This is a genomic window from Aquabacter albus (assembly GCF_040049275.1).
Classification (GTDB): domain Bacteria; phylum Pseudomonadota; class Alphaproteobacteria; order Rhizobiales; family Xanthobacteraceae; genus Aquabacter.
The window spans coordinates 268568-289470 of sequence record NZ_JBDZDT010000003.1 but is presented as its reverse complement, the minus strand read 5'-3'; the positions used below and the strand labels follow the sequence as shown (position 1 = coordinate 289470).

The 20903-nt window shown below is 67.5% G+C and carries 18 protein-coding genes; 8 read left to right on the top strand and 10 right to left on the bottom strand.

What is annotated here, in order from left to right:
* Positions 1–43 precede the first annotated feature (43 nt).
* Positions 44–1300, top strand: a complete 1257-nt coding sequence (locus tag ABLE91_RS07820; RefSeq protein WP_348930115.1) for a ubiquinone biosynthesis hydroxylase — start codon at positions 44–46, stop codon at positions 1298–1300.
* 3 nt (positions 1301–1303) lie between these two features.
* Here ABLE91_RS07820 and ABLE91_RS07815 read toward each other — a convergent pair whose 3' ends face one another.
* Genes ABLE91_RS07815 through ABLE91_RS07800 form a run of 4 tightly spaced genes read right to left on the bottom strand, consistent with a single transcriptional unit; the run spans position 1304 to position 3128 of the window.
* A complete protein-coding gene (locus ABLE91_RS07815) occupies positions 1304–1642 on the bottom strand; it encodes a type II toxin-antitoxin system HicB family antitoxin (protein WP_348930113.1) in 339 nt (112 codons plus the stop codon).
* Positions 1639–1893, bottom strand: coding sequence for a type II toxin-antitoxin system HicA family toxin (locus ABLE91_RS07810; protein WP_348930112.1), 255 nt, complete (start codon positions 1891–1893; stop codon positions 1639–1641). The genes ABLE91_RS07815 and ABLE91_RS07810 overlap by 4 nt, the downstream gene beginning before the upstream one ends.
* A 47-nt stretch (positions 1894–1940) precedes the next feature.
* Positions 1941–2909: an alpha/beta hydrolase gene (locus ABLE91_RS07805; protein ID WP_348930110.1), complete on the bottom strand. Its 969-nt coding sequence runs from the start codon at positions 2907–2909 to the stop codon at positions 1941–1943.
* A gap of 6 nt (positions 2910–2915) precedes the next feature.
* Positions 2916–3128 carry a Trm112 family protein gene (locus ABLE91_RS07800; RefSeq protein WP_348930108.1) on the bottom strand — a complete coding sequence of 71 codons (213 nt, stop codon included), beginning with the start codon at positions 3126–3128 and terminating at the stop codon, positions 2916–2918.
* Positions 3129–3384: 256 nt separating this feature from the next.
* Between ABLE91_RS07800 and ABLE91_RS07795 the strand changes: the two genes are divergently transcribed.
* Complete coding sequence (locus ABLE91_RS07795) at positions 3385–4284, top strand: DMT family transporter (RefSeq protein WP_348930107.1); 900 nt, start codon at positions 3385–3387, stop codon at positions 4282–4284.
* Positions 4285–4430: 146 nt separating this feature from the next.
* On the opposite strand, the gene hisS is transcribed toward ABLE91_RS07795, so the two are convergent.
* Together hisS and ABLE91_RS07785 are read right to left on the bottom strand one after the other, a co-directional pair.
* The gene (hisS, locus tag ABLE91_RS07790; RefSeq protein WP_348930105.1) at positions 4431–5933 is read right to left on the bottom strand and encodes a histidine--tRNA ligase; all 1503 of its coding nucleotides are present in this window, start codon (positions 5931–5933) and stop codon (positions 4431–4433) included.
* 220 nt (positions 5934–6153) lie between these two features.
* On the bottom strand, positions 6154–6924 hold the full coding sequence (locus ABLE91_RS07785) for an MOSC domain-containing protein (protein WP_348930103.1): 771 nt from the start codon (positions 6922–6924) through the stop codon (positions 6154–6156).
* Between the two features lie 459 nt (positions 6925–7383).
* Between ABLE91_RS07785 and clpB the strand changes: the two genes are divergently transcribed.
* On the top strand, positions 7384–10020 hold the full coding sequence (gene clpB, locus ABLE91_RS07780) for an ATP-dependent chaperone ClpB (protein WP_348930101.1): 2637 nt from the start codon (positions 7384–7386) through the stop codon (positions 10018–10020).
* Positions 10021–10152: 132 nt separating this feature from the next.
* Here clpB and ABLE91_RS07775 read toward each other — a convergent pair whose 3' ends face one another.
* Positions 10153–10389, bottom strand: coding sequence for a hypothetical protein (locus ABLE91_RS07775; RefSeq protein WP_348930100.1), 237 nt, complete (start codon positions 10387–10389; stop codon positions 10153–10155).
* A gap of 173 nt (positions 10390–10562) precedes the next feature.
* Between ABLE91_RS07775 and ABLE91_RS07770 the strand changes: the two genes are divergently transcribed.
* Positions 10563–12155 (top strand): gamma-glutamyltransferase family protein, encoded by a 1593-nt coding sequence (locus ABLE91_RS07770; protein WP_348930098.1) that lies wholly within the window; start codon positions 10563–10565, stop codon positions 12153–12155.
* Positions 12156–12307: 152 nt separating this feature from the next.
* Here ABLE91_RS07770 and ABLE91_RS07765 read toward each other — a convergent pair whose 3' ends face one another.
* Both ABLE91_RS07765 and ABLE91_RS07760 read right to left on the bottom strand, forming a co-directional pair.
* Positions 12308–12505, bottom strand: coding sequence for a hypothetical protein (locus ABLE91_RS07765; protein WP_348930096.1), 198 nt, complete (start codon positions 12503–12505; stop codon positions 12308–12310).
* 147 nt (positions 12506–12652) lie between these two features.
* Complete coding sequence (locus tag ABLE91_RS07760) at positions 12653–13246, bottom strand: CarD family transcriptional regulator (protein WP_348930094.1); 594 nt, start codon at positions 13244–13246, stop codon at positions 12653–12655.
* A 497-nt stretch (positions 13247–13743) separates the two neighbouring features.
* Here ABLE91_RS07760 and ahcY point away from each other — a divergent pair, with 497 nt between their 5' ends.
* The 3 genes from ahcY (at position 13744) to ABLE91_RS07745 (ending at position 18519) form a co-directional block, all read left to right on the top strand.
* Positions 13744–15138, top strand: a complete 1395-nt coding sequence (gene ahcY / locus ABLE91_RS07755; RefSeq protein WP_348930092.1) for an adenosylhomocysteinase — start codon at positions 13744–13746, stop codon at positions 15136–15138.
* A 301-nt stretch (positions 15139–15439) separates the two neighbouring features.
* Positions 15440–17326, top strand: a complete 1887-nt coding sequence (locus tag ABLE91_RS07750; RefSeq protein WP_348930091.1) for a potassium transporter Kup — start codon at positions 15440–15442, stop codon at positions 17324–17326.
* Positions 17327–17481: 155 nt separating this feature from the next.
* The gene (locus ABLE91_RS07745) at positions 17482–18519 is read left to right on the top strand and encodes a putative bifunctional lysylphosphatidylglycerol flippase/synthetase (RefSeq protein ID WP_348930089.1); all 1038 of its coding nucleotides are present in this window, start codon (positions 17482–17484) and stop codon (positions 18517–18519) included.
* A 6-nt stretch (positions 18520–18525) separates the two neighbouring features.
* Here the strand turns inward: ABLE91_RS07745 and ABLE91_RS07740 are convergent, their stop codons facing one another.
* The gene (locus tag ABLE91_RS07740; protein WP_348930088.1) at positions 18526–19140 is read right to left on the bottom strand and encodes a hypothetical protein; all 615 of its coding nucleotides are present in this window, start codon (positions 19138–19140) and stop codon (positions 18526–18528) included.
* A gap of 322 nt (positions 19141–19462) precedes the next feature.
* On the opposite strand from ABLE91_RS07740, the gene ABLE91_RS07735 reads away from it, so the two are divergent.
* The gene (locus tag ABLE91_RS07735) at positions 19463–20791 is read left to right on the top strand and encodes an ATP-binding protein (RefSeq protein WP_348930086.1); all 1329 of its coding nucleotides are present in this window, start codon (positions 19463–19465) and stop codon (positions 20789–20791) included.
* The last annotated feature ends 112 nt before the right edge of the window (positions 20792–20903 follow it).

Sequence of the window (20903 nt, the reverse complement as noted above, 5' to 3'; positions counted from 1 at the left end):
ACAGTCAAGGTCGTGCGGCGCCGCGTGGCGCCGGGAGGAGTCCATGGACGTGAATTCGCAGACGCAGCCGGGCCAGACGAATCCGGGCCACGCGGACGTGGCCATTGCCGGCGCGGGCCTTGCCGGGCTCAGCCTCGCTCTGGCCCTGAAGGACGGGCTCGGCTCGGACGCCCGCATCGTCGTGCTCGATCCCGGCCTTGCGCGCGACGCCTCCGGCGACGTGCGCGCCTCCGCCATCGCCGCGGGCGCGCGGCGGCTCCTCACCGTGCTCGGCGTGTGGGATCGGCTCGGCGCCCATGCCGAGCCGATCAAGACCATGGAGGTGACCGACAGCCGTACCCGCGACGTGGCGCGGCCGGTCTACCTCACCTTCGACGGCGAGGTGCAGCCGGGCGAGGCGTTCGCCCATATGGTGCCGAACGCGCGGCTCCAGGCGGCCCTCACCGAGACCGCCCGTCAGGCGGGCGTGACGCTGCTGGCGGCGCCGGTGCATGGCTTCTCCACGGGCCGCAGCGGCGTGGACGTTTCCTTCGGCGCGGGCGAGAGCCTGCGGGCGAGCCTGCTGGTTGCCTGCGACGGGGCGCGCTCGCGCCTGAGGGAAATGGCCGGCATCCGCACGGTCTCGTGGGCCTATGGCCAGTCCGCCATCACCTTCACCGTGGAGCACGAGCGCCCCCACGAGGGCCGCGCCGAGGAGCATTTCCTGCCCGCCGGCCCGTTCGCCACCCTGCCTTTGCCTGACAATCGCTGCTCCATCGTCTGGACCGAGAAGGCGGAGGATGCGGCGCGCATCGTCGCCCTGCCGGACATGCTGTTCCAGGAGGAACTGGAGCAGCGCTTCGGCCTGTCGCTGGGCTGGGTGAAGCCGGTCTCCAAGCCGCAGGTGCATCCGCTCGGCTTCGCCATGGCGCGCAGCTTCATCGCCGAGCGTTTCGCCCTCGTGGGGGATGCGGCGCATGTGATCCACCCTATCGCCGGCCAGGGGCTGAATATGGGCCTGCGCGATGTGGCGGCGCTCGCCGAGGCCGTGACCGACGCGGCGCGGGTGGGCCTCGATTTCGCCGGGCCCGAGGTTCTGGAGCGCTATCAGCGCTGGCGCCGTTTCGACACCCTGGCCATGGGGGTTGCGACCGACGGGCTGAACCGCCTTTTCTCCAACCATTCCGACGCCCTGCGCCTGATGCGCGACGTGGGCCTCGGCCTGGTGGACCGCCTGCCGCGCCTGAAGGGCCTCTTCATCAAGGATGCCGCCGGGCTGACGGGCGCGGTGCCGAAGCTGATGCGGGGCGAGGTGCTTTAAGGGTCAGGAGCGGCGTTCGGTCGCTTCGGCCAGAACCTCCTCCGCCCATTGGTTCAGGCTCTTGCCGGCGAGTTCGGCGGCAAGGGCGGCGCGGCGATGAACTTCCGGATCGACCCGGAACATCATCTTCCCGGAAAAGGGCTTCTGCGGCGCCTTTCCGATGGCCGCGCATGTCTCGACATAATCGTCGACCGCCTCGTGGAAGGCTTTCTTCAACTCAGAGACGCTTTCGGCATGAAAGCCGACGATGTCGGCGATGCCGGCAATGTGGCCGACGAAGATTTCGTCCTCATCGTCATATTCGATGCGGGCCTGATAGCCCTCGTAGGCCATGGTGCTCACGGAACCACTCCGATCTGGATCAGGAACTTGCGCGCATCGCGCACCTGATACCGCTTCGCCTCTTTTTCGGGATGCGGCCGGTGAAAGCTGGCGACGGCATCGCCCTTCACGACTTTCACACGCGATCCGCTGCCTTCGATGAGGCGGCCTCCGGCAGCGACCAGAAGGGTCTCGATCGCCGCCCATTCGATGGGGCCCGAAACAGGCTCCTTGAAGACGGCGAGCAAGGTCTTCCGGTGCTTGCTGTTCATGCTGGCAATATGGCGACTGCTTGCATTTTTTGCAAGCAGTCTACCGGTTACGCCTGCGCCTCGATGAACTTCACCAGCGCTGGCAGAACGCCCGGATGCAGGGGCGCGCGGCGGTCGCGGTAGAGGGCGAAGTTGGCGGCCCGCTCGGCGGGGGCGGCCTTGAACATGTGGTTGGCGTCGGTGAGGGTCACCACCTCCGCGTCCGGCCGGCCACGCCTCAATGCGGCGAGGTCCTCGGCGCCCACCTGAAGGTCGCGCGTGCCCTGCAGAAGCAGCGTCGGCGTGGTGAGGCGGGCCAGTTCATGGGCCGGGTCCACCGCGCATTCGGAGGCGAGGAAAGGCTGCACGGAGGGGCGGAACGCCATGCGCAGTGCCTTGGGCACGTCGCTCACCTGCCCGCCGGCGGCAACCGTGGCGAGGATGGAGAGCGCCTTCGCCAGCATGGCGTCGGGCAGGTTCATGGCGCGGAACTGGTCGCCGAGGATCTGGTCCAGCCGCCGGCCGGCGCCGGCCAGGAGGGCAAGCCCGTTCACCTGGGTGCGGGCGGCGGCGCGGATAGCGACGCTCGCTCCCTCACTATGGCCGGCGAGGATCACCTCGTCCACGTCGTCGCGCGCCTTGAGGCTGGCGAGTGCGGTGAGCGCGTCGTCCACATACTGGTCGAAGCGCAGGTCCTCCTCCCGCCGCACCAAGGCGCTGCTGCCTCCGACGCCGCGCTTGTCGTAGCGCAGCACCCGGTAGCCGGCGCCCGCGAGCCCGAAGGCGAGCTGGCGGTAGAGGTCTGTGGCGATAGCGGGGCCGTTTCCGTCGCGGTCCGTGGGGCCGGAGCCGGCGATCAGCAGCACGGCAGGCCCGTCCGGGGGGCCGTTGCGCGCGGTGGAGAACGTGCCCGAGAGCCCGCCGGCGCGCCAGGGCTGCTCCACCACCTCGAAGGCGGGAGCGGCGCCGAGGCGCTTGGAGGCGGTGAGCAGCAGCGCGCAGGCGCCCGCCGCGAGGAACGCGCGACGCGTCGTCATCCGCGCTTAGCTGTTGAGCTCTGCGTCTTCGAGGCGGCGGGCCTCGTCTGCGAGCATGATGGGGATGCCGTCGCGGATAGGGAAGGCAAGCCGGGCGCCGCGCGAGACCAGCTCCTGGCGGGCCTTGTCATAGACCAGCGGCCCCTTGGTGAGGGGGCAGACCAGGAGTTCGAGAAGCTTTGGGTCGACCTCGTGGCCGGGCCGCTGCGGCTGCGTCATCGTTCAATCCCCTCCGGCCAGCGCGCGATCCGTCCCGCCTCTCGGCGGCCCCCCGGAGGGCGCGGTGCCTTTGCTGAAGCCTCTAGTTTATCTTGTGCAGCGCAAACGTCCACGGCAATTTTGCCGCGACACGTTCGACATCGTTATCGCAGAGGTCAAGGTCTGAAACGCAAAGTGATGACGCGCATCAGTTTCTTTTATTTCCCGTGTCCGTGCAGGAGGCCTAAGCAGGCCGCTTCACAGCAAAGTTTGTTTCATGAATCGTAATGTGTCTCTCGGTTTGCTGCTCGGCATTGTGGCTGTCACCTTGTTCGGCGCCACGGTTCCCGCCACCCGATATGCCGTCCACTGGCTCGATCCCGCCTTCTTCACCTTCGCCCGCGCGACGCTCGCGGGGTCGCTGGCGGCGCTGATCCTCCTGGTGCGCCGCTCGCCGGCGCCCTGGCGCCGGGGGGTACCGACCGGGGATTTCCTCATAGTCGCCGCCTGTCTCATGTTCGGCTTTCCGCTGCTGATGGCCTATGGCAGCGTCACCGTCCCGTCCTCCCATGCGGGCGTGGTGCTGGGCATCATGCCGCTCGCCACCACCCTGGCCGCGACGCTTTTGGCCGGAGAGCGGCCGAGCCTTGCCTTCTTCTCCCTCTCCTGCCTCGGCTGCGGCCTGGTGGTGGCCTTCGCGCTGAGGAATGGCGGGGCGGGGGATTTCGGCTGGGGCGATGCCATGCTGGGCCTTGCGGCCGTGGTCTGCTCCGTGGGCTATGCGGTGAGCGGGCGCCTCGCGCGGCAGGTGGCGGGGTGGGAGGTGATCTGCTGGGCGCTCACCCTCGGCCTTCCCCTCGCCATCCCCGCCACGATCCTCCTTGCCCCCTCAGGCCTCGGCGCGGTGCCGGTGGCGCCGTGGGTGGCGCTGGTCTATGTGGCGGCCATCAGCCAGCTCGTCGCTTTCTTCTTCTGGAATGCAGGCCTCGCTTTGGGCGGCATCTCCCGGATCGGGCAGCTGCAGCTGCTCCAGACCTTCCTGATCGTGGTGCTCTCCTGGCCCATCAATGGCGAACCGCCGGACGCGGAGACCTATGCCTTCATGGCCGCGGTGATGGTGGTGGTGGCGCTGGGCCAGAGGACCAAGGTGAAAGTGGCGGGGGTCGCGGCGGAGTGACACCTCTTCCTCGCCGCGCGCCCGCAACAGCCCTTTCCGTCATGGCCGGACCTGATCCGGCCATCTCTCGCAGGACCGGGTACGCCAGGACTCCAGGGGGATCCCCGGGTCAAGCCCGGGGATGACGTGGGCCGTGCGAGGCGCTGTCAGTCCGCCAGTCCCAGGGTCGGTTCGGCGCGGCGCTCCAGAACGCCGCGTATGGCGTCCACAAGCTCCGCCTCCTTCACCGCGAACTGGGCGGGGCGGGCGGCGCGGTATTCGGCATTGTCGGTGATGCCGGCGGCGATGCGCGCGCCCTCCACCAGATCCTTCACCTGCACCTCGCCCGCGGCCTTCTCGTTGGAGCCTTGGATGATCACGGCCGGGGCGCCGCGCTTGTCGGCGTACTTCATCTGCGCCTTCATGCCCGAGCCGCCGAGATACATCTCCGCGCGGATGCCGTTGGCGCGCAGGTCGGAGACCATCTTCATATAGTCGGCGATACGCTCCGGCTCCTTGTCCATGGCGAGCACCACCACGGGGCCGAGCTCGGCCTGCGTCTCCATCTTGCCGAGATGGGCGAGGGCATGGAGCAGGCGCGAGACGCCGATGGAGAAGCCGGTGGCCGGCACCGGCTCGCCGCGGAAGCGCGCCACGAGCCCGTCATAGCGCCCGCCGCCCGCCACCGAGCCGAAGCGCACCGGGCGCCCGTCCTCGTCGGTCACCTCGAAGGTCAGCTCGGCCTCGTAGACCGGGCCGGTATAATATTCGAGGCCGCGCACGACCGAGGGGTCGATGAGGATGCGCCCGTCATCATAGCCGGCGGCGGCCACCAGCTGGCCGATGAGGCGCAGTTCGTCGAGCCCGGCGCGGCCGGTCTCGCTCTCGCCCACCACCAATTGCAGCTTGTCGAGGCCGGCAAGGCCCGCGCCCGCGCCGACGAAGGCGATCACCTTGTCGATGTCCGCGCCGTCCAGCCCCGCCCCTTTGGTGAAGTCGCCGGAAGGGTCCATGCGCCCCTTGCCAAGAAGGGCGCGCACGCCTTCAAGGCCCACCTTGTCCAGCTTGTCGATGGCGCGCAGCACGGTGAGGCGGCGGCCCGCATTGGCCTCGCCGCCGAGGCCGATGGCCTCCAGCACGCCGTCCAGAACCTTGCGGTTGTTCACCTTGATCACATAATCGCCGCGCTGGATGCCCACGGCTTCCAGCGTATCGGCGGCCATCATGCAGATCTCGGCATCCGCCGCGACCGAGGGCGCGCCCACCGTGTCGGCGTCGAACTGCATGAACTGGCGGAAGCGGCCGGGGCCGGGCTTCTCGTTCCGGAACACATAACCCGAGCGGTAGGAGCGATAGGGCTTGGGCAGCTGGTCGAAATGCTCGGCCACGTGGCGGGCGAGCGGCGCGGTGAGGTCGTAGCGCAGGGACAGCCACTGCTCGTCATCGTCCTGGAACGAGAACACGCCCTCGTTCGGCCGGTCCTGGTCGGGGAGGAACTTGCCGAGCGCATCGGTATATTCGATGGCGGGGGTCTCCAGCGCCTCGAACCCGTAGAGCTCATAGACGGCGCGGATCTTCTCCAACATGGCGCGGGTGGCGGTCAGCTCGCCGCCGTGGCGGTCCACGAGACCGCGCGGGAGCCGTGCCTTGGGTTTGTTGTCGGTGGCCATGGGATGTGATGCTTTCCTGCGTTGGCCGCCTCTTAGAGGAGCGGGCGCGGGGCGGCAAGTTTTGGGCCGGGGCGTCGCACCTTCTACGGCGGCGACGCTACCAAGGACCCTCATGGCAGGACTTGATCCGGGGATCCACGGGGCTCCGCCGGGTGGGCGCTCAAAGGAGAGGCGTGGATGCCCGGGACAAGCCCGGGCATGACGGTTGCTCTTGGGGCTTTTACGCCGCCAGACGCACCTCGTCCCCCGGCGCAATGCGGCCGCCCGAGACCACCTTCGCATAGATCCCGCAATCCACGTGGCCGTAGCTCTGCTGGAGCCCCTTCACCACATTAAGGTCGCGCTCCGCCGTCACGGGGTTCACGCTGGTGGCGGCGCAGCGCTCGGTGCGCTTCAGCACTTCCAGGCGGACGTCGCCGATCTCCAGCGTGCGGCCGGCCAGATCCAGCTCGGAGCCGGGCTCCCACCCGTCCAGATGCAGGTTCATGCGGAAGCGGAGCGGGTCCACCGCAAAGCCCATCTTCCCTTCCAGGTCCCGCACGCTGGCGAGGTTGAGCAGGGAGACGAAGCCGGACTTGAGGGAATCCGTGAAGTGGTGCCCCGCGGGCGCTTCCAGCACGCGCAGCGTACCCTGCGCCTCCGTGCCCATGTAAGAGGTGAGAAAGTCCTCCACGCGCGTGCGTCCCTCCGTGGTGGAGAGGTCGCCCTGCACGGCGGGCTTCCCGTCGAGCGTCAGGGAAAAGACACGGCTTTCATGGTCGAATCGCGTCTTCAGCGCGGCGATGCGGGCATTGCGCATGAGGACCAGGAAGGCGGTCTTCTTCAGATAGGCGGGCGCTGCCGGGTCGAAGCCGCTCGGGCCGTTCTCCACCGCATAGAGCCGGTCTGCGGGAAAGAAGCGGTCCGCTTCCAGCTCCACGGCCTCCATGGGCTCAGGGGAGAAGCCCTTTACGGGGAAGCGCTGGATGGTGACGAGGCGCGCGGAAGGCATGGCGGCTCCTTAGATGATGTCTATCGGTGGCATTGCCGCGCCGCTGGGGTCAAGCCGGGCATGAGGCGGAAAGGAGAGAGCGGCGTTGCTCAAAGTCGTTGTCTTCTCCATCGGCCGTCATCCCCGGGCTTGCCCCGGCCATCCACGCTGCTCCGCTGGGTGGGTGCTTAAGGGCGAGGCGTGGATGCCCGGATCAAGTCCGGGCATGACGGCTGGCAAGGGGGACAAAGGCGGCGTCGGGGCCGGAAAACTGATCCCCATCAAGGTGCTCCAGGCGTTTGCGGTAAAAATCATCACCCGGATGTGACGTCCCCCTTCCGCTTCAGCCTGGCCACACCCACATGAGCCCCCAGCGGGTCGCGCCAGTCGTGCGCCCGTGGCGGCGGCCGGGATACGGCGCCGCATCCGACCGTTCCCCATGTGCTCGTCTGAGGCGTGGGGACGCCGAGGAGGAAAGACATGAATTTCGAAATCTATACGGAACGCGCCCGCGGCTTCGTCCAGTCCGCCCAGTCGCTCGCTTTGCGCGAGGGGCACCAGCAGTTCGTGCCCGAGCACATGCTGAAGGTGCTGATGGACGACCCCGAGGGCCTGTGCTCCGGCCTCATCCAGCGCGCCGGCGGCAACCCCACCCAGGTCCGCGCGGATGTGGAGGCCGCCATCGCCAAGCTGCCGAAGGTGCAGGGCGGCTCCGGCCAAGTCTATCTCAGCCCCGCGCTTGCCCGTGTGTTCGAGGCTGCTGAGCAGGCTGCCAAGAAGGCGGGCGATGGCTATGTGACCGTGGAGCGCCTGCTCCTTGCCCTCTCCATCGAGAAGGACAATGAGGCGGGCAAGATCCTGGCGCGCGCCGGCGTCACGCCGCAGAACCTCAATTCCGCCATCGAGGCGCTCCGCAAGGGCCGCACCGCCGACAGCGCGACGGCCGAGAACGCCTATGACGCGCTGAAGAAATATGCTCGCGACCTCACCCAGGCCGCCCGGGACGGCAAGCTCGACCCGGTCATCGGCCGCGACGAGGAGATCCGCCGCACCATCCAGGTGCTGGCGCGCCGCACCAAGAACAACCCCGTGCTCATCGGCGAGCCCGGCGTCGGCAAGACCGCCATCGTGGAGGGCCTCGCCCGCCGCATCGTCGATGGCGACGTGCCGGAGAGCCTGAAGAACAAGAGCCTTCTGGCCCTCGACATGGGCTCGCTCATCGCCGGCGCGAAATATCGCGGCGAGTTCGAGGAGCGGCTGAAGTCCGTCTTGTCCGAGGTCACCTCGGCCGAGGGTGGCATCATCCTGTTCATCGACGAGATGCATACGCTCGTCGGCGCCGGCAAGACCGACGGCGCCATGGATGCGTCCAACCTGCTGAAGCCGGCTTTGGCGCGCGGGGAGCTGCACTGCGTCGGCGCGACCACGCTCGATGAATACCGCAAGCATGTGGAGAAGGATGCGGCCCTCGCCCGCCGGTTCCAGCCCGTCTTCGTCAACGAGCCGTCGGTGGAAGACACCGTCTCCATCCTGCGCGGCCTGAAGGAGAAGTACGAGCTGCACCACGGCGTGCGCATCACCGACAGCGCGCTGGTGGCCGCCGCGACCCTCTCGAACCGCTACATCACCGACCGGTTCCTGCCGGACAAGGCCATCGACCTGATGGACGAGGCGTCTTCGCGCCTGCGCATGCAGGTGGATAGCAAGCCCGAGGAGCTGGACAGCCTCGACCGGGACATCATGCGCCTGAGGATCGAGCAGGAGGCCCTGAAGAAGGAGACCGACACGGCCTCCAAGGACCGCCTCGCGCGCCTCGACAAGGAACTGGCGGACCTGGAGGAGCGCGCGGCTGTGCTCACCTCCAAGTGGAAGTCCGAGAAGGAGAAGTTGGGCGAGGCGACCACGCTGAAGGCCAAGCTCGACCAGGCGCGGGCGGACCTTGCCTCCGCGCAGCGGCAGGGCGAATACCAGAAGGCCGGCGAGCTCACCTATTCGGTGATCCCGGACCTGGAGAAGCGCCTCGCCGAGGTGGAGGCCGCGGGCGGCAATTCCGGCATGGTGGAAGAGGCGGTGACGCCCGACCATATCGCAGGCGTCGTCTCCCGCTGGACCGGCGTGCCCGTGGACAAGATGCTCCAGGGCGAGCGCGAGAAGCTGCTCAAGATGGAGCTGGAGCTGGCGAAGCGCGTTGTGGGCCAGAGTGAGGCGGTGGCTGCCGTCTCGACCGCGGTCCGGCGTGCGCGGGCGGGCCTCCAGGACCCGAACCGGCCCATCGGCTCGTTCCTGTTCCTCGGCCCCACCGGCGTCGGCAAGACCGAATTGACCAAGGCGCTCGCGAGCTTCCTGTTCGACGACGACACCGCCATGGTGCGCATCGACATGTCGGAATTCATGGAGAAGCATTCCGTGAGCCGGCTCATCGGCGCCCCTCCCGGCTATGTCGGTTATGACGAGGGTGGCTCGCTGACCGAAGCCGTGCGGCGCCGGCCCTATCAGGTGGTGCTGTTCGACGAGGTGGAGAAAGCCCACCCGGACGTCTTCAACGTCCTCCTCCAGGTGCTCGATGACGGGCGGCTGACGGACGGGCAGGGGCGGACGGTGGACTTCCGCAACACGCTCATCGTCATGACCTCCAATCTCGGGGCCGAGTTCCTGGCCGATCCCCGCCAGCCCGTGGGCTTCGGCCTGCCCGGCCACGAGCAGGACAGGGTGGTCTCGGACGAGGAGGCCTATGATCTGGTGATGGGAGCCGTGCGGCGTCACTTCCGCCCGGAGTTCATCAACCGCATCGACGAGATCGTCATGTTCCACCGCCTGAAGCGGGATCAGATGGGCGCCATCGTGGACATCCAGCTCGGGCGTCTCGCCAAGCTGCTGGAGGACCGCAAGATCGTGCTCGATCTGACCCCGGAGGCGCGGACCTTCCTTGCAGACAAGGGCTACGACCCGGCCTATGGCGCGCGGCCGCTGAAGCGGACGATCCAGAAGCTGGTGCAGGACCCCCTGGCGGAGAAGATCCTCGCCGGGGACATCCTGGACGGTTCGCTCGTGCGGATCGGCCTTGAGGGCGGCCACCTCACCTTCGCGCCCGAGGGCGCGGTGGAGCAGGCGGCCTGAGCGGACTCGTCCGCTGCGCCCGGGCGTGGCCCGGGTCATAAGCTCAATGTCCAAGACACTCGAAATCCCCGGGCCAAGCCCGGGGATGACGCTTGAGGGCTCCGGCGCCTTCAGGGAGGGCGCCGCTTGGGCTCAATGCGTCAGGGCGGCCTCGGTGCGGGCGGCGGAGCGGGCATAGCGCCAAGTGGCGTAGAGCGCGGGCACGGCGAAGATCACCATCAGCACGTATTCGCCGGCCTCGCCCAGATTGAACAGGCCGGCCACGGCCCAGCCCGCGGCAATGGCGGTCACCAGCGTCTGCACGCCGACGAACACCGTGGCGCTGATGACGGTCAGAAGATTGCCGCCCCGGGCGCTGGTCGCTGCCATTCTCGTCCTCTCTTCTCCGCGCTCAGTGGCGGAGGCGGCCCGAAGGCCATCCTGTCTTGCGCTTTCGCTCGCCTTCGGGAACAACCCGCTGGCGCGAAAACCCGTTGAAAATCGGCCGGGACACTGCGACGCGCCCGCGTCCCGGTCAAGTGCCCGCCCTCAGGAGGCCCTTCATGCACGAAAGCGTCAGATGCGGACACGCGATGGTCGCGGCGCCGCACAGTCTTGCTGTCGAGGCCGGGCGGCAGGTCCTGAGCGAGGGCGGTAATGCGGTGGAAGCGGCGCTCGCGGCGGCCGCCGCCATCGCCGTAGTCTATCCCCACATGAACCATCTGGGCGGCGATGGCTTCTGGCTGATCCGCGAACCCTCGGGCCGCGTGCGCTATATCGAGGCCTGCGGCTTCGCCGGCGAGAAGGCGACGGCCGCCTTCTATCGCGACCAGGGTCATGAAACGATCCCGTTCCGCGGGCCATTGGCGGCGCTCACTGTGCCCGGCGCCGTGAGCGGATGGGAGTTCGCCCACGGCATCGCACAGGCAGCCGGCGGGCGCATGCCGCTGGCCGAGTTGCTCGGCCCCGCCATCGCCCATGCCCGCGCCGGCGTGCCGGTGACGCGCTCGCAGGTTGCCCTGACGAGCGAAAAGCGCGCCGAGCTTGAGCCCTCGCCCGGCTTTGCCGCCACCTTCCTGCCGGGCGGCAAGGTGCCGGAAGTGGGGCAGGTGCTGGCGAACCCGCGCCTTGCCGACACGCTGGAGCATCTTTCCCGCGCCGGCCTCGACGATTTCTACCGCGGCGACGTGGGCCGCGAGATGGCGGGGGACCTCGAGAAGATCGGCAGCCCGGTGACGCGCGCTGACCTCGCGCGTTATTCCGCCATCACCCGCGCGCCGCTCTCCGTGCGGCTCGCTCAAGGAGAAGTGTTCAATGCGCCCCCGCCCACGCAGGGGCTCGCCTCCCTCCTCACCCTCGCTTTGTTCGAGCGGCTCGGGGTGAAGCGCGCGGAAGGCTTCGAACACGTGCACGGGCTGGTGGAGGCCACCAAGCGGGCCTTCCTGGTGCGCGACGAGGTGGTATGCGATTTCGAGCATCTGCGCCACGACCTCGCATCCTTCCTGAGCCCCGCCGCCCTCGATGCGGATGCGGCGAGGATCGACATGCGCCGGGCGCTGCCCTGGCCGCAGGTCGCAAAGAAGGGCGACACTATTTGGCTCGGCGCCGCGGACGCGTCGGGGCTGGTGGTGTCATACATCCAGTCCATCTTCTTCGAATTCGGCTCCGGCTGCGTGCTGCCGGGAACGGGCGTGCTGATGCAGAATCGCGGCGCCAGCTTCTCGCTGGACCCGAAGGCGGCGAACCCGCTGCGTCCCGGCCGACGGCCGTTCCACACGCTCAATCCGGCCCTGGCGCAGCTCAATGACGGCCGGGTCATGGCCTACGGCACCATGGGCGGGGAGGGGCAGCCGCAGACGCAGGCGGCGGTGTTCACCCGCCATGTGGTGTTCGGCGAGCCGCTGGGCAGCGCGATCTCCGCGCCTCGCTGGCTTTTGGGGCGCACCTGGGGCTCGGTGCAGACCAATCTGCGGCTGGAATCGCGCTTCGATGACTCCCTCGTGTCCGCGCTCCGGAGCGCCGGCCATGATGTGGAGGTGCTGCCGGAGCCCTTCTCCGACACCATGGGCCATGCCGGCGCGGTGGTGCTGCATCCCAAGGGCGAGGTGGAAGGCGCGCACGATCCGCGGGCGGATGGGGGCGCGGACGGGTTCTGAACATAAAAAACCCCCGGCGTTGCCGTCGGGGGTTCCTGATGCGCCGCCATGGCCGCGCTTGGGCGGGCCATCTCCGGGCTGCGCGCCCACGGACGGTGCCGGGGCGGCAAAGAGATGCCCGGGTCAGGCCCGGGCATGACGGAGAGGCAGCTTCAGCGCTCGCCGCGCTGCGTATCTTTCTGCTGCTGATCGCGCTGCGGATCGGTGCCGCGGTGCTGGTCCTGCTTGCCGCCCTGCTGCTGGCCACCCTGCTGTCCGGGGCGCTGCTGTCCGGGCATCTGCTGCTCATGCTGCTGGCCGGGCTTGCCCTGGCCGCCTTGCTGAGGATTCTTCTGGGGATCTTTGCTCACGATGTCCTCCTAGTCGTCTTCTTCGTCGTGTTCCCCCAAGCGTTCGACAACGCGAATTTTTGCGCTCCGGTTCCGTCTTTTCGTTACGTCAAAGAAAAAGGCCCGGCGAATGCCGGGCCTTTTCTTGAACGCGATCAGAAGAAGCAATCAGGCTGCAGCCTCTTCCGGCTCCAGGTCCGCATCGACGTCGGCGTCGGCTTCCTCAGCCTTCGCCGCGCCGCGGCGCGGGCCCTTCTGGAGGTTCTGCTCGATCAGCTTCACCGATTCGGTCTCGGTGATATTCTCCACGGCCGAGAGCTCGCGCGCCATGCGGTCGAGGGCGGCCTCATAGAGCTGGCGCTCGGAATAGGACTGCTCGGGCTGCGCGTCGGAGCGGTAGAGGTCGCGCACCACTTCGGAGATGGCGATGAGGTCGCCCGAATTGATCTTCGCTTCGTATTCCTGCGCGCGGCGGCTCCACATGGTGCGCTTGACGCGCGCGCGGCCCTTGAGCGTGTCCAGAGCCTTGGCCACCACGGGGGCGTCCGAAAGCTTGCGCATGCCGACGGCGGCGACCTTGGGAACAGGAACGCGCAACGTCATCTTGTCCTTTTCGAAGGAGATGACGAAGAGTTCAAGCTTGAAGCCCGCGACTTCTTGCTCCTCAATGGCCACGATACGGCCGACACCGTGCGAAGGGTACACGATATGCTCGCCCGTCTTGAAACCAAGGCGGGCCTGCGCGCTCTTCTTTGTCGACATGCTATAGACCACTCCTGACCCGGCCCTGGGGCCGGATCGTTAGCGCGCGAACGCCCTTTTCGGGACAGGCCCGGAGCGATGACGCACCTGCGCTGGTGACTGGACCGTCTGGCCGGAACGCCCACCGGTCCGCTCATGTCAGTCGAAGGCCAAAGCCTGACCCGCCGCACCCACGCCGACGTGTCAGCTGGATGCCTTAAATTCTCGCCCCTATGTTCCCGAGAATGCGCCAATGTCCAGGCACGATGCGGATGATACAGGAAGCAATCGACTGTAAAGGCTTGTATAACACAAAAAGTGCCTGAATCAAAGCATTGTCCGTTTCATCCTTACGTCCTTCGCGCAGAGCGCTCATGCATTGGGTGCAAGGCACGCCTTTCGGGTGCTGGATCAAGGATATAAGCATTTCTTTATATCGTGTTTGATGGGCGCCGCGTCTCGTGCTACAGGCACGCCCAGCCGGCAGCGCGCCGGGCGGCAGACGGAGTGAAGAGCCCATGAGCGACTATGTGGTGAAGGATATCAATCTCGCCGATTGGGGCCGCAAGGAACTCAACATCGCCGAGACCGAGATGCCCGGCCTGATGGCCACCCGCGCCGAATTCGGGCCGTCCCAGCCGCTGAAGGGCGCCCGCATCGCCGGCTCCCTGCACATGACCATCCAGACCGGCGTGCTCATCGAGACCCTGAAGGCGCTCGGCGCCGATGTCCGCTGGGCCTCCTGCAACATCTACTCCACCCAGGACCATGCCGCCGCCGCCATCGCCGCCGCCGGCACCCCGGTCTTCGCCGTGAAGGGCGAGACCTTGGAGGAATACTGGGACTACACCCACCGCATCTTCGAGTGGGCCGACGGCGGCGCGCCGAACATGATCCTGGACGATGGCGGCGACGCCACCCTCCTCGTCCATCTCGGCCTGCGCGCCGAGAATGGCGACACCGCGTTCCTCGACGGCGCCACCAACGGGGAGGAGGAAGTCCTCTTCGCCGCCATCAAGAAGCGCCTCAAGGAAAAGCACGGCTGGTACACCACGCTGGCCAAGTCGATCCGCGGCGTGACCGAGGAGACCACCACGGGCGTGCACCGTCTCTATGAGATGCAGAAGAAGGGCACCCTTCTCTGGCCCGCCATCAACGTGAACGACAGCGTCACCAAGTCCAAGTTCGACAACCTCTATGGCTGCCGCGAGAGCCTTGTGGACGGCATCCGCCGCGGCACCGACGTCATGATGGCCGGCAAGGTCGCCATGATCGCCGGCTTCGGCGACGTGGGCAAAGGCTCGGCCGCCTCGCTGCGCAATGCCGGCTGCCGCGTGATGGTGTCGGAGATCGACCCCATCTGCGCGCTCCAGGCCGCCATGGAAGGCTATGAAGTGACCACCATGGAAGATGCCGCGCCGCGCGCCGACATCTTCGTGACCGCGACCGGCAATCTGGACGTGATCACGGTGGACCACATGAGGGCCATGAAGGACCGCGCCATCGTCTGCAACATCGGCCACTTCGACAGCGAGATCCAGGTCGCCGGCCTGAAGAACTTCGCCTGGCACAATGTGAAGCCGCAGGTGGACGAGGTCGAGTTCCCCGACAAGAAGCGCATCATCCTTCTCTCGGAAGGGCGCCTCGTGAATCTCGGCAATGCCACCGGCCATCCGAGCTTCGTCATGTCCGCATCCTTCACCAACCAGACGCTGGCGCAGATCGAGCTGTGGACCAAGCCCGGCCAGTACGAGAAGAAGGTCTACACGCTGCCCAAGCACCTCGACGAGAAGGTGGCCTCGCTGCATCTCGACAAGATCGGCGTGAAGCTCACCAAGCTCTCCAAGCAGCAGTCGGACTATATCGGTGTGCCGGAGACCGGCCCCTTCAAGCCCGAGCTCTATCGCTACTGAGCCGGCGAATAATGGGTCCGGCGCGGGACATCCCCGCGCCGGACCCGGCCTTCCTCCCTATTGCACCGCGTAAAATCCCGCCGAGGCGTCAGAGACGCGCATTGTCATCCGACGCGATCGGAGCTAGGTGTGGGTGTCGCAAGACGCTAGGACATGCGCGTTGCCGGGGGGCTGCCTTGGACGGTATCGACGATGCGCGGGGATGGACCCGCGCGGTGTGCGATCGTGAACAGAGCCCCGAAATCAAGCACCCATCCCAATTTGCGGGGGCGGCGAACCCCGTGTTGAGCGCGCAGGTCTCATGTCGCTGAGCCTCCTTCGCGACCGGCAGCGCGTGCTGCCTTTCGCCGCCGAGATCGGCGCGCTCGGTGTCGTGTTCGGCGACATCGGCACGAGCCCGCTCTATGCGCTGAAGCAGGGCGTGCTCGCCGTTGGCGGCACCAATTTCCTGCCCGGCGACGTGCTGGGCCTGCTCTCGCTCATCACCTGGAGCATCATTCTCTCCGTCACGGTCAAATACGTGATGCTGGTGCTGCGGGCGGACAATGACGGCGAGGGCGGCATCCTCGCGCTCGTGACCCTCCTCGATCTTCACCGCAGCGCCATCGGCCTGCGCTGGTATCTTTTGGCGGCGGGCCTCCTCGGCGCGGCCATGCTGATCGGCGACGGGGTGCTCACCCCCGCCATGTCCGTGCTCTCCGCCATCGAGGGCCTGGAAGTCATAACGCCCCAGCTCGACGCATGGGTGGTGCCCATCACGGTGGTGGTGCTGCTCGGGGTGTTCCTGTCCCAGCGGCTCGGCACTGAACGCATCGCGAGCTTCTATGGCCCCATCATGGTGCTGTGGTTCGGCTCGCTGGCCGTGCTCGGGCTCTGGGGCATCATGCAGGCGCCCGAGGTGCTGATGGGCTTCGACCCGCGCCACGGCTTCGCCGTTCTCATCGACCATCCCGGCCTTGCGGGCGTGATCATCGGCGCCTGCTTCCTCGCCATCACCGGCGGCGAGGCGCTTTATGCGGACCTCGGCCATTTCGGCCGCAAGGTCATCGCCCGCGCCTGGCTCTTCGTCGCCATGCCGGCGCTGCTGCTCAATTATTACGGCCAGGGCGCGATCCTGCTGCGCGACCCCAATGCGGTGCGCAACCCCTTCTACGACCTCTGCCCCGATGTGATGGACGTGCCGCTGCTGCTGCTCGCCACCGCCGCCACCGTCATCGCCTCCCAGTCCATCATCACCGGCGTGTTCTCGCTGGCGAAGCAGGCCATCGAGCTCGGCTACCTGCCGCCCATGCGCATCCGCTACACCAGCGAGCACAACGAGCAGCATATCTATGTGGGGCGCCTCAACTGGCTGCTCATGATCGCCTGCATCGCCGTGGTGATCGGCTTCGAGGGATCGGACCGCCTCGCCTCAGCTTATGGCATTGCGGTGGCCTTCGCCATGGTCACCACTTCCATCCTGTTCGTGGCGCAGGTGAACCGCGCCTGGCACTGGCCGAAGCCGGCCGTGATCACGCTCGGCGTCTGCCTGCTCTCGCTGGACGCTGCCTTCGCCACCTCCAACCTCACCAAGCTGCATGATGGCGGCTGGTTGCCCCTCACCATTGCCGGCCTCGTCATCCTGGTGATGGTGAGCTGGCGCCGCGGCCTCGAGGCGGTGGTGGCCCAGCAGGTGCGCTTCACCGAGCCTTTGGACAATTTCGTCTCCCGCAAGGATCGGGCAAGCGACGGGGAGAGCCCGCGCACGGCCATTTTCCTCTCCCGCGCCGGCGCCATGACCCCGGTGGCGCTCTCGCGCATGGCCGATGTGATGAAGGTGCGCTTCCACCGCTCGGTCATCGTCTCCGTGTGGATTGCCGCGCGCCCGCGCGTCTCCGTGGACGACCGGGTGCGGGTGACGGTCATGGACGGCTCCTTCGTGCGGGTGGACCTGCGCTTCGGCTACATGCAGCAGATCGATGTGCCCTCGGTGCTCGGCCCGGCGCTCAGCGCCCGCGGCATCGATCCCGACGAGGCCATCTACGTGATCGGCCACGAGCGGATCATCCCGCCGGACGAGATCTTGCGCCCCAGAGACTTTGTGGGGCATGTCTTCGCCTTCCTCGCCCGCAATGCGGAGCGCTCGGTGGACCGGTTCGGTCTCCCGCGCGGCCGCACCATGGAAATCGGCTACCCCGTGAAACTGTAGGCCGAACCCAAGGCCTCGCCTTGGGATGGCCGTGTTGCGGCGGTAATAGCCGGTCGATCGGAAAAAGCGACGTAACGTAAGCGGGGGATACTCAGTTTCCCTCAAACGTGCTTGTCTGATGTGTCGGTACCGCCGGCTGGGGGAAATGGTGGTTTATGGCTCAATCAAGAATCTGGACCTTCCTGCGCGACCGGGTGGGACTTCACGGACTTGGCCTGGTTCTCAGCCTGCTGATCATCGGCTTTGCCGTGGTCGTGCTCTGGAACATGCTGCATGATCTAAAGTTCGCGCAGGTCATGGAGGCCCTGAAGGCAAAGAATCCGCTTTATGTCCTCGCGGCTTTTCTTCTGGTCTGCTGCGCCTACCTGACCCTCACCTTCTATGATTTCTTCGCCCTGCGCACCATCGGGCGGAGCCATGTGCCTTACCGCGTGGCGGCGCTGGCGGGTTTCTGCTCCTATTCGGTGGGGCACAATGTGGGCTTCACCGTCTTCACCGGCGGCTCGGTGCGCTATCGCATCTATTCCGCCTGGGGCCTCACCGCCATCGACGTGGCGAAGATCTGCTTCGTGGCGGGCCTGACCTTCTGGCTCGGCAACATCGCCGTGCTGGGCATCGGCATTATCATCCACCCTGAAGCCGCCACTGCGGTCGACCAGCTCCCTCCTTTGGTCAATCGCCTTATTGGCTGCGCCGCATTGGCGGTGCTGGCGGGCTACATCGTCTGGGTGAGCATGGCGCCGCGCAAGATCGGCCGGTCCACCTGGTTCGTGACCCTGCCCGCCGGCAAGCTCACCTTGGTCCAGGTGGGCATCGGCATCCTCGATCTCAGCCTGTGCGCCGCCGCCATGTACATGCTGATGCCCGAGAGCCCCTATATCGATCCCATCTCACTCTCGGTGATCTTCGTGACGGCGACGCTGCTCGGCTTCGCCAGCCACGCGCCCGGCGGGCTCGGCGTGTTCGATGCCGCGCTCCTCGTCGCCCTGCCGCAGTTCGACAAGGAAGAGATGGTCGGGGCGCTGCTGCTGTTCCGCCTGTTCTATTACATCGTGCCCTTCGCCTTCGCGCTGCTGCTGCTGGGCACGCGGGAATTGTCCATCAGCCTGAAGGGTCGCCGGGCTGCGGCTGCGGAAGCTGCCGCAGCCGCCGTCCCCATCGAGGCGGCGAACTCCAAATCGGCGGCGGAATAAAGCCGGTCAGTTCTTCAGAAGCCCGCCGAGGCCCGGCAGCAGGCCGGCCGCGCCCGGCGGGATTTTCAGGGTCTGCGTGCCCGGCGGCAGGCGGAACAGGGCCGGGTCCTGCGGGGCACGGGTGACGCTCATCGCCTCGTAAGCGATCTGGCGCTTGCCCTTGACCTCCACTTCGGTGCGCAGCGGGATGCCGTCCGCCGTGATGCAGGCGAAGGCCGGGCCGCCCACCGCCTCCGACTTGTCCACGCGCCAGATCTCGCACGGCTGGCCGGCGACCTCGCCAGGGCCCATGCGCGTGCCTTCGCCCTTCAGCATGGCGGCGCGATAGGCCGGCGGCACATCCGCCTCCACCGCCGCCTTGGGCACATCAGGCAGCATCATCAGCATCTTGCCGCGTTTCATGTCGATGATGCCGAGGGTGCTCGCCGGCAGGTTCGGCCCGGAAATCAGCACGCGGATCTTTGCGCCGCTATGGGCCATTTCCATGGTGGCCCCTTGCTGCAGCTTGGCCTTGAGGGCGAAATCGGTCTCGGGGACCGGCAGCGGGTCGGCGGCGGCCGTGACCGCCCAGATGACCAGCGCTGCCGCGCAGAGGGGAGGAGCAATGCGCATCGAATGCATGAACCTTCCTAACCCCTGCGCCATGGATGTCGAGCCCCCGTTGCGGTGCCGACGCGCGTTGTCGCCGGCCTCCCGTTACGTCCTAAGGGCGCAGAGCGGTGGAAGGTTCCGCCGGTCCCCGCGCGGGCTATGTCTTATTGTGTTCGTGAAACCGTTGCAGCATATGCAGAATTACCCGCGCGTACCGGTTCGGCATGCGACGGCGGCGCAGAGCGCCATTGCGCGATCGGGAGGTTGGCGTGTTTAGGGACAGCAGGCAGATTCTCCGTGCGTGGGAAAACCACGCCGGCTTGCCGTGGCCCGGCCGCCCTGGAGGCGAATCGTGAGCCGGGACGCATCATCTGGTGAGGCGGAGGAGCCGCGCCCCCTCCGGCACTGGCGTCGCTATGCCGCCGCGTTCGGCCTCGTGCTGCTGGTCGGCATTGTCGGCGTGCTGCTGGAGCTCGCCCACCCGGCCTTTGCCCTCGCGGCGGTCGCGTCGGCGGCCATCGGCTTCCTGCTGTGCGGTCTCGGCCGGGCGGCGCCCGCGCCGCCGCCCGTGCCCGCCCCCCTGCCGCCCCGCGCGCGGGTGGAGGGCGCGGTGGGTGCGCTGGTCTCCGCCTTGCCGGAGCCGGCCCTGCTTCTGACGCCGGCCGGCGACATTCTCATCGCCAATGAGCGGGTCGCCATCTCCGTGGGGCCCGCGAAGGTGGGCGATCCCCTGTCCTTCCTGGTGCGCGTGCCGGAGGTGCTGGAGGCGGTGCGTGCGGGTGCGCGCGATGGCCTGCCCCGGCGCGTGGAGTTTGGCGAGCGCATCCCCCTCGACCGGTGGCTGGAAGCCCATATCGTGCCGCTCCGCCTCCTGGAGAAGGAGCACGGACTGAGCCTCGAAGTGTCCCCGCCGGACACCGTCCTGCTCACCTTCCGCGACCTCACCCAGCAGCGCCGCGTCGAACAGATGCGCGCCGACTTCGTCGCCAATGCCAGCCACGAGCTGCGCACGCCCCTGGCCTCGCTTTCCGGCTTCATCGAGACGCTGCAGGGGCCGGCGCGCAACGATCCGGCCGCGCGAGACCGCTTCCTCGGCATCATGGTCGCGCAGGCCCGGCGCATGTCGCGGCTCATCGACGATCTGCTGTCGCTCTCGCGCATCGAACTCAACGCCCATGTCCGGCCTGAAACCCAGGTGGAGCTGGGCATGATCGTCGCCCATGTGTGCGAGACGCTTTCGCCCCTGGCGCGCGAGCGCGGCGTGGAGCTGAGCGTGCAGCGCCCGGAGCCGGCCGTCCTGGTGCTGGGCGAGCGCGACGAACTCATCCGCTTGGTGGAGAACCTTGTGGAGAACGCCCTGAAATACGGTGCCTCCGGCAAACGGGTGGAGGTGACGGTGGGCCTTGAGGGGGGCGAGGACGTCCAGGCGGCCTTCGTCTCGGTGCGGGATTTCGGGCCCGGCATCGCCTTGGAGCACCTGCCGCGCCTGACCGAGCGGTTCTACCGGGTGGATATTGCGGCGAGCCGCGACCAGGGCGGGACCGGGCTCGGGCTTGCAATCGTCAAGCATATTGTGGCCCGGCATCGTGGGCGATTGTCCATTGACAGCCAGCCCGATGCGGGCGCGACCTTCACCGTGCGCCTGGACTGTGTGGTCCGTCCTGTGAAAGCCATTGCTTAACAATGGGTTGAATTGTCATTCGACTGTCACGACAGGGTCATAGAACGGTGGCGCCTGGCCGCTAGAAGTTCCGGGCCCATGTTGCGTCGCGGCCCGCAGGCCGACGGGCGAC

Excerpts from the sequence above, each read along its gene's own strand:
- ABLE91_RS07820 (WP_348930115.1), top strand. The coding sequence starts at position 44 with ATGGACGTGAATTCGCAGACGCAGCCGGGCCAGACGAATCCGGGCCAC.
- ABLE91_RS07810 (WP_348930112.1), bottom strand. The coding sequence starts at position 1,893 with ATGAACAGCAAGCACCGGAAGACCTTGCTCGCCGTCTTCAAGGAGCCT.
- ABLE91_RS07805 (WP_348930110.1), bottom strand. The coding sequence starts at position 2,909 with ATGACGACGCGTCGCGCGTTCCTCGCGGCGGGCGCCTGCGCGCTGCTG.
- ABLE91_RS07800 (WP_348930108.1), bottom strand. The coding sequence starts at position 3,128 with ATGACGCAGCCGCAGCGGCCCGGCCACGAGGTCGACCCAAAGCTTCTC.
- ABLE91_RS07795 (WP_348930107.1), top strand. The coding sequence starts at position 3,385 with ATGAATCGTAATGTGTCTCTCGGTTTGCTGCTCGGCATTGTGGCTGTC.
- hisS (WP_348930105.1), bottom strand. The coding sequence starts at position 5,933 with ATGGCCACCGACAACAAACCCAAGGCACGGCTCCCGCGCGGTCTCGTG.
- ABLE91_RS07785 (WP_348930103.1), bottom strand. The coding sequence starts at position 6,924 with ATGCCTTCCGCGCGCCTCGTCACCATCCAGCGCTTCCCCGTAAAGGGC.
- clpB (WP_348930101.1), top strand. The coding sequence starts at position 7,384 with ATGAATTTCGAAATCTATACGGAACGCGCCCGCGGCTTCGTCCAGTCC.
- ABLE91_RS07775 (WP_348930100.1), bottom strand. The coding sequence starts at position 10,389 with ATGGCAGCGACCAGCGCCCGGGGCGGCAATCTTCTGACCGTCATCAGC.
- ABLE91_RS07770 (WP_348930098.1), top strand. The coding sequence starts at position 10,563 with ATGCACGAAAGCGTCAGATGCGGACACGCGATGGTCGCGGCGCCGCAC.
- ABLE91_RS07760 (WP_348930094.1), bottom strand. The coding sequence starts at position 13,246 with ATGTCGACAAAGAAGAGCGCGCAGGCCCGCCTTGGTTTCAAGACGGGC.
- ahcY (WP_348930092.1), top strand. The coding sequence starts at position 13,744 with ATGAGCGACTATGTGGTGAAGGATATCAATCTCGCCGATTGGGGCCGC.
- ABLE91_RS07750 (WP_348930091.1), top strand. The coding sequence starts at position 15,440 with ATGTCGCTGAGCCTCCTTCGCGACCGGCAGCGCGTGCTGCCTTTCGCC.
- ABLE91_RS07745 (WP_348930089.1), top strand. The coding sequence starts at position 17,482 with ATGGCTCAATCAAGAATCTGGACCTTCCTGCGCGACCGGGTGGGACTT.
- ABLE91_RS07740 (WP_348930088.1), bottom strand. The coding sequence starts at position 19,140 with ATGCATTCGATGCGCATTGCTCCTCCCCTCTGCGCGGCAGCGCTGGTC.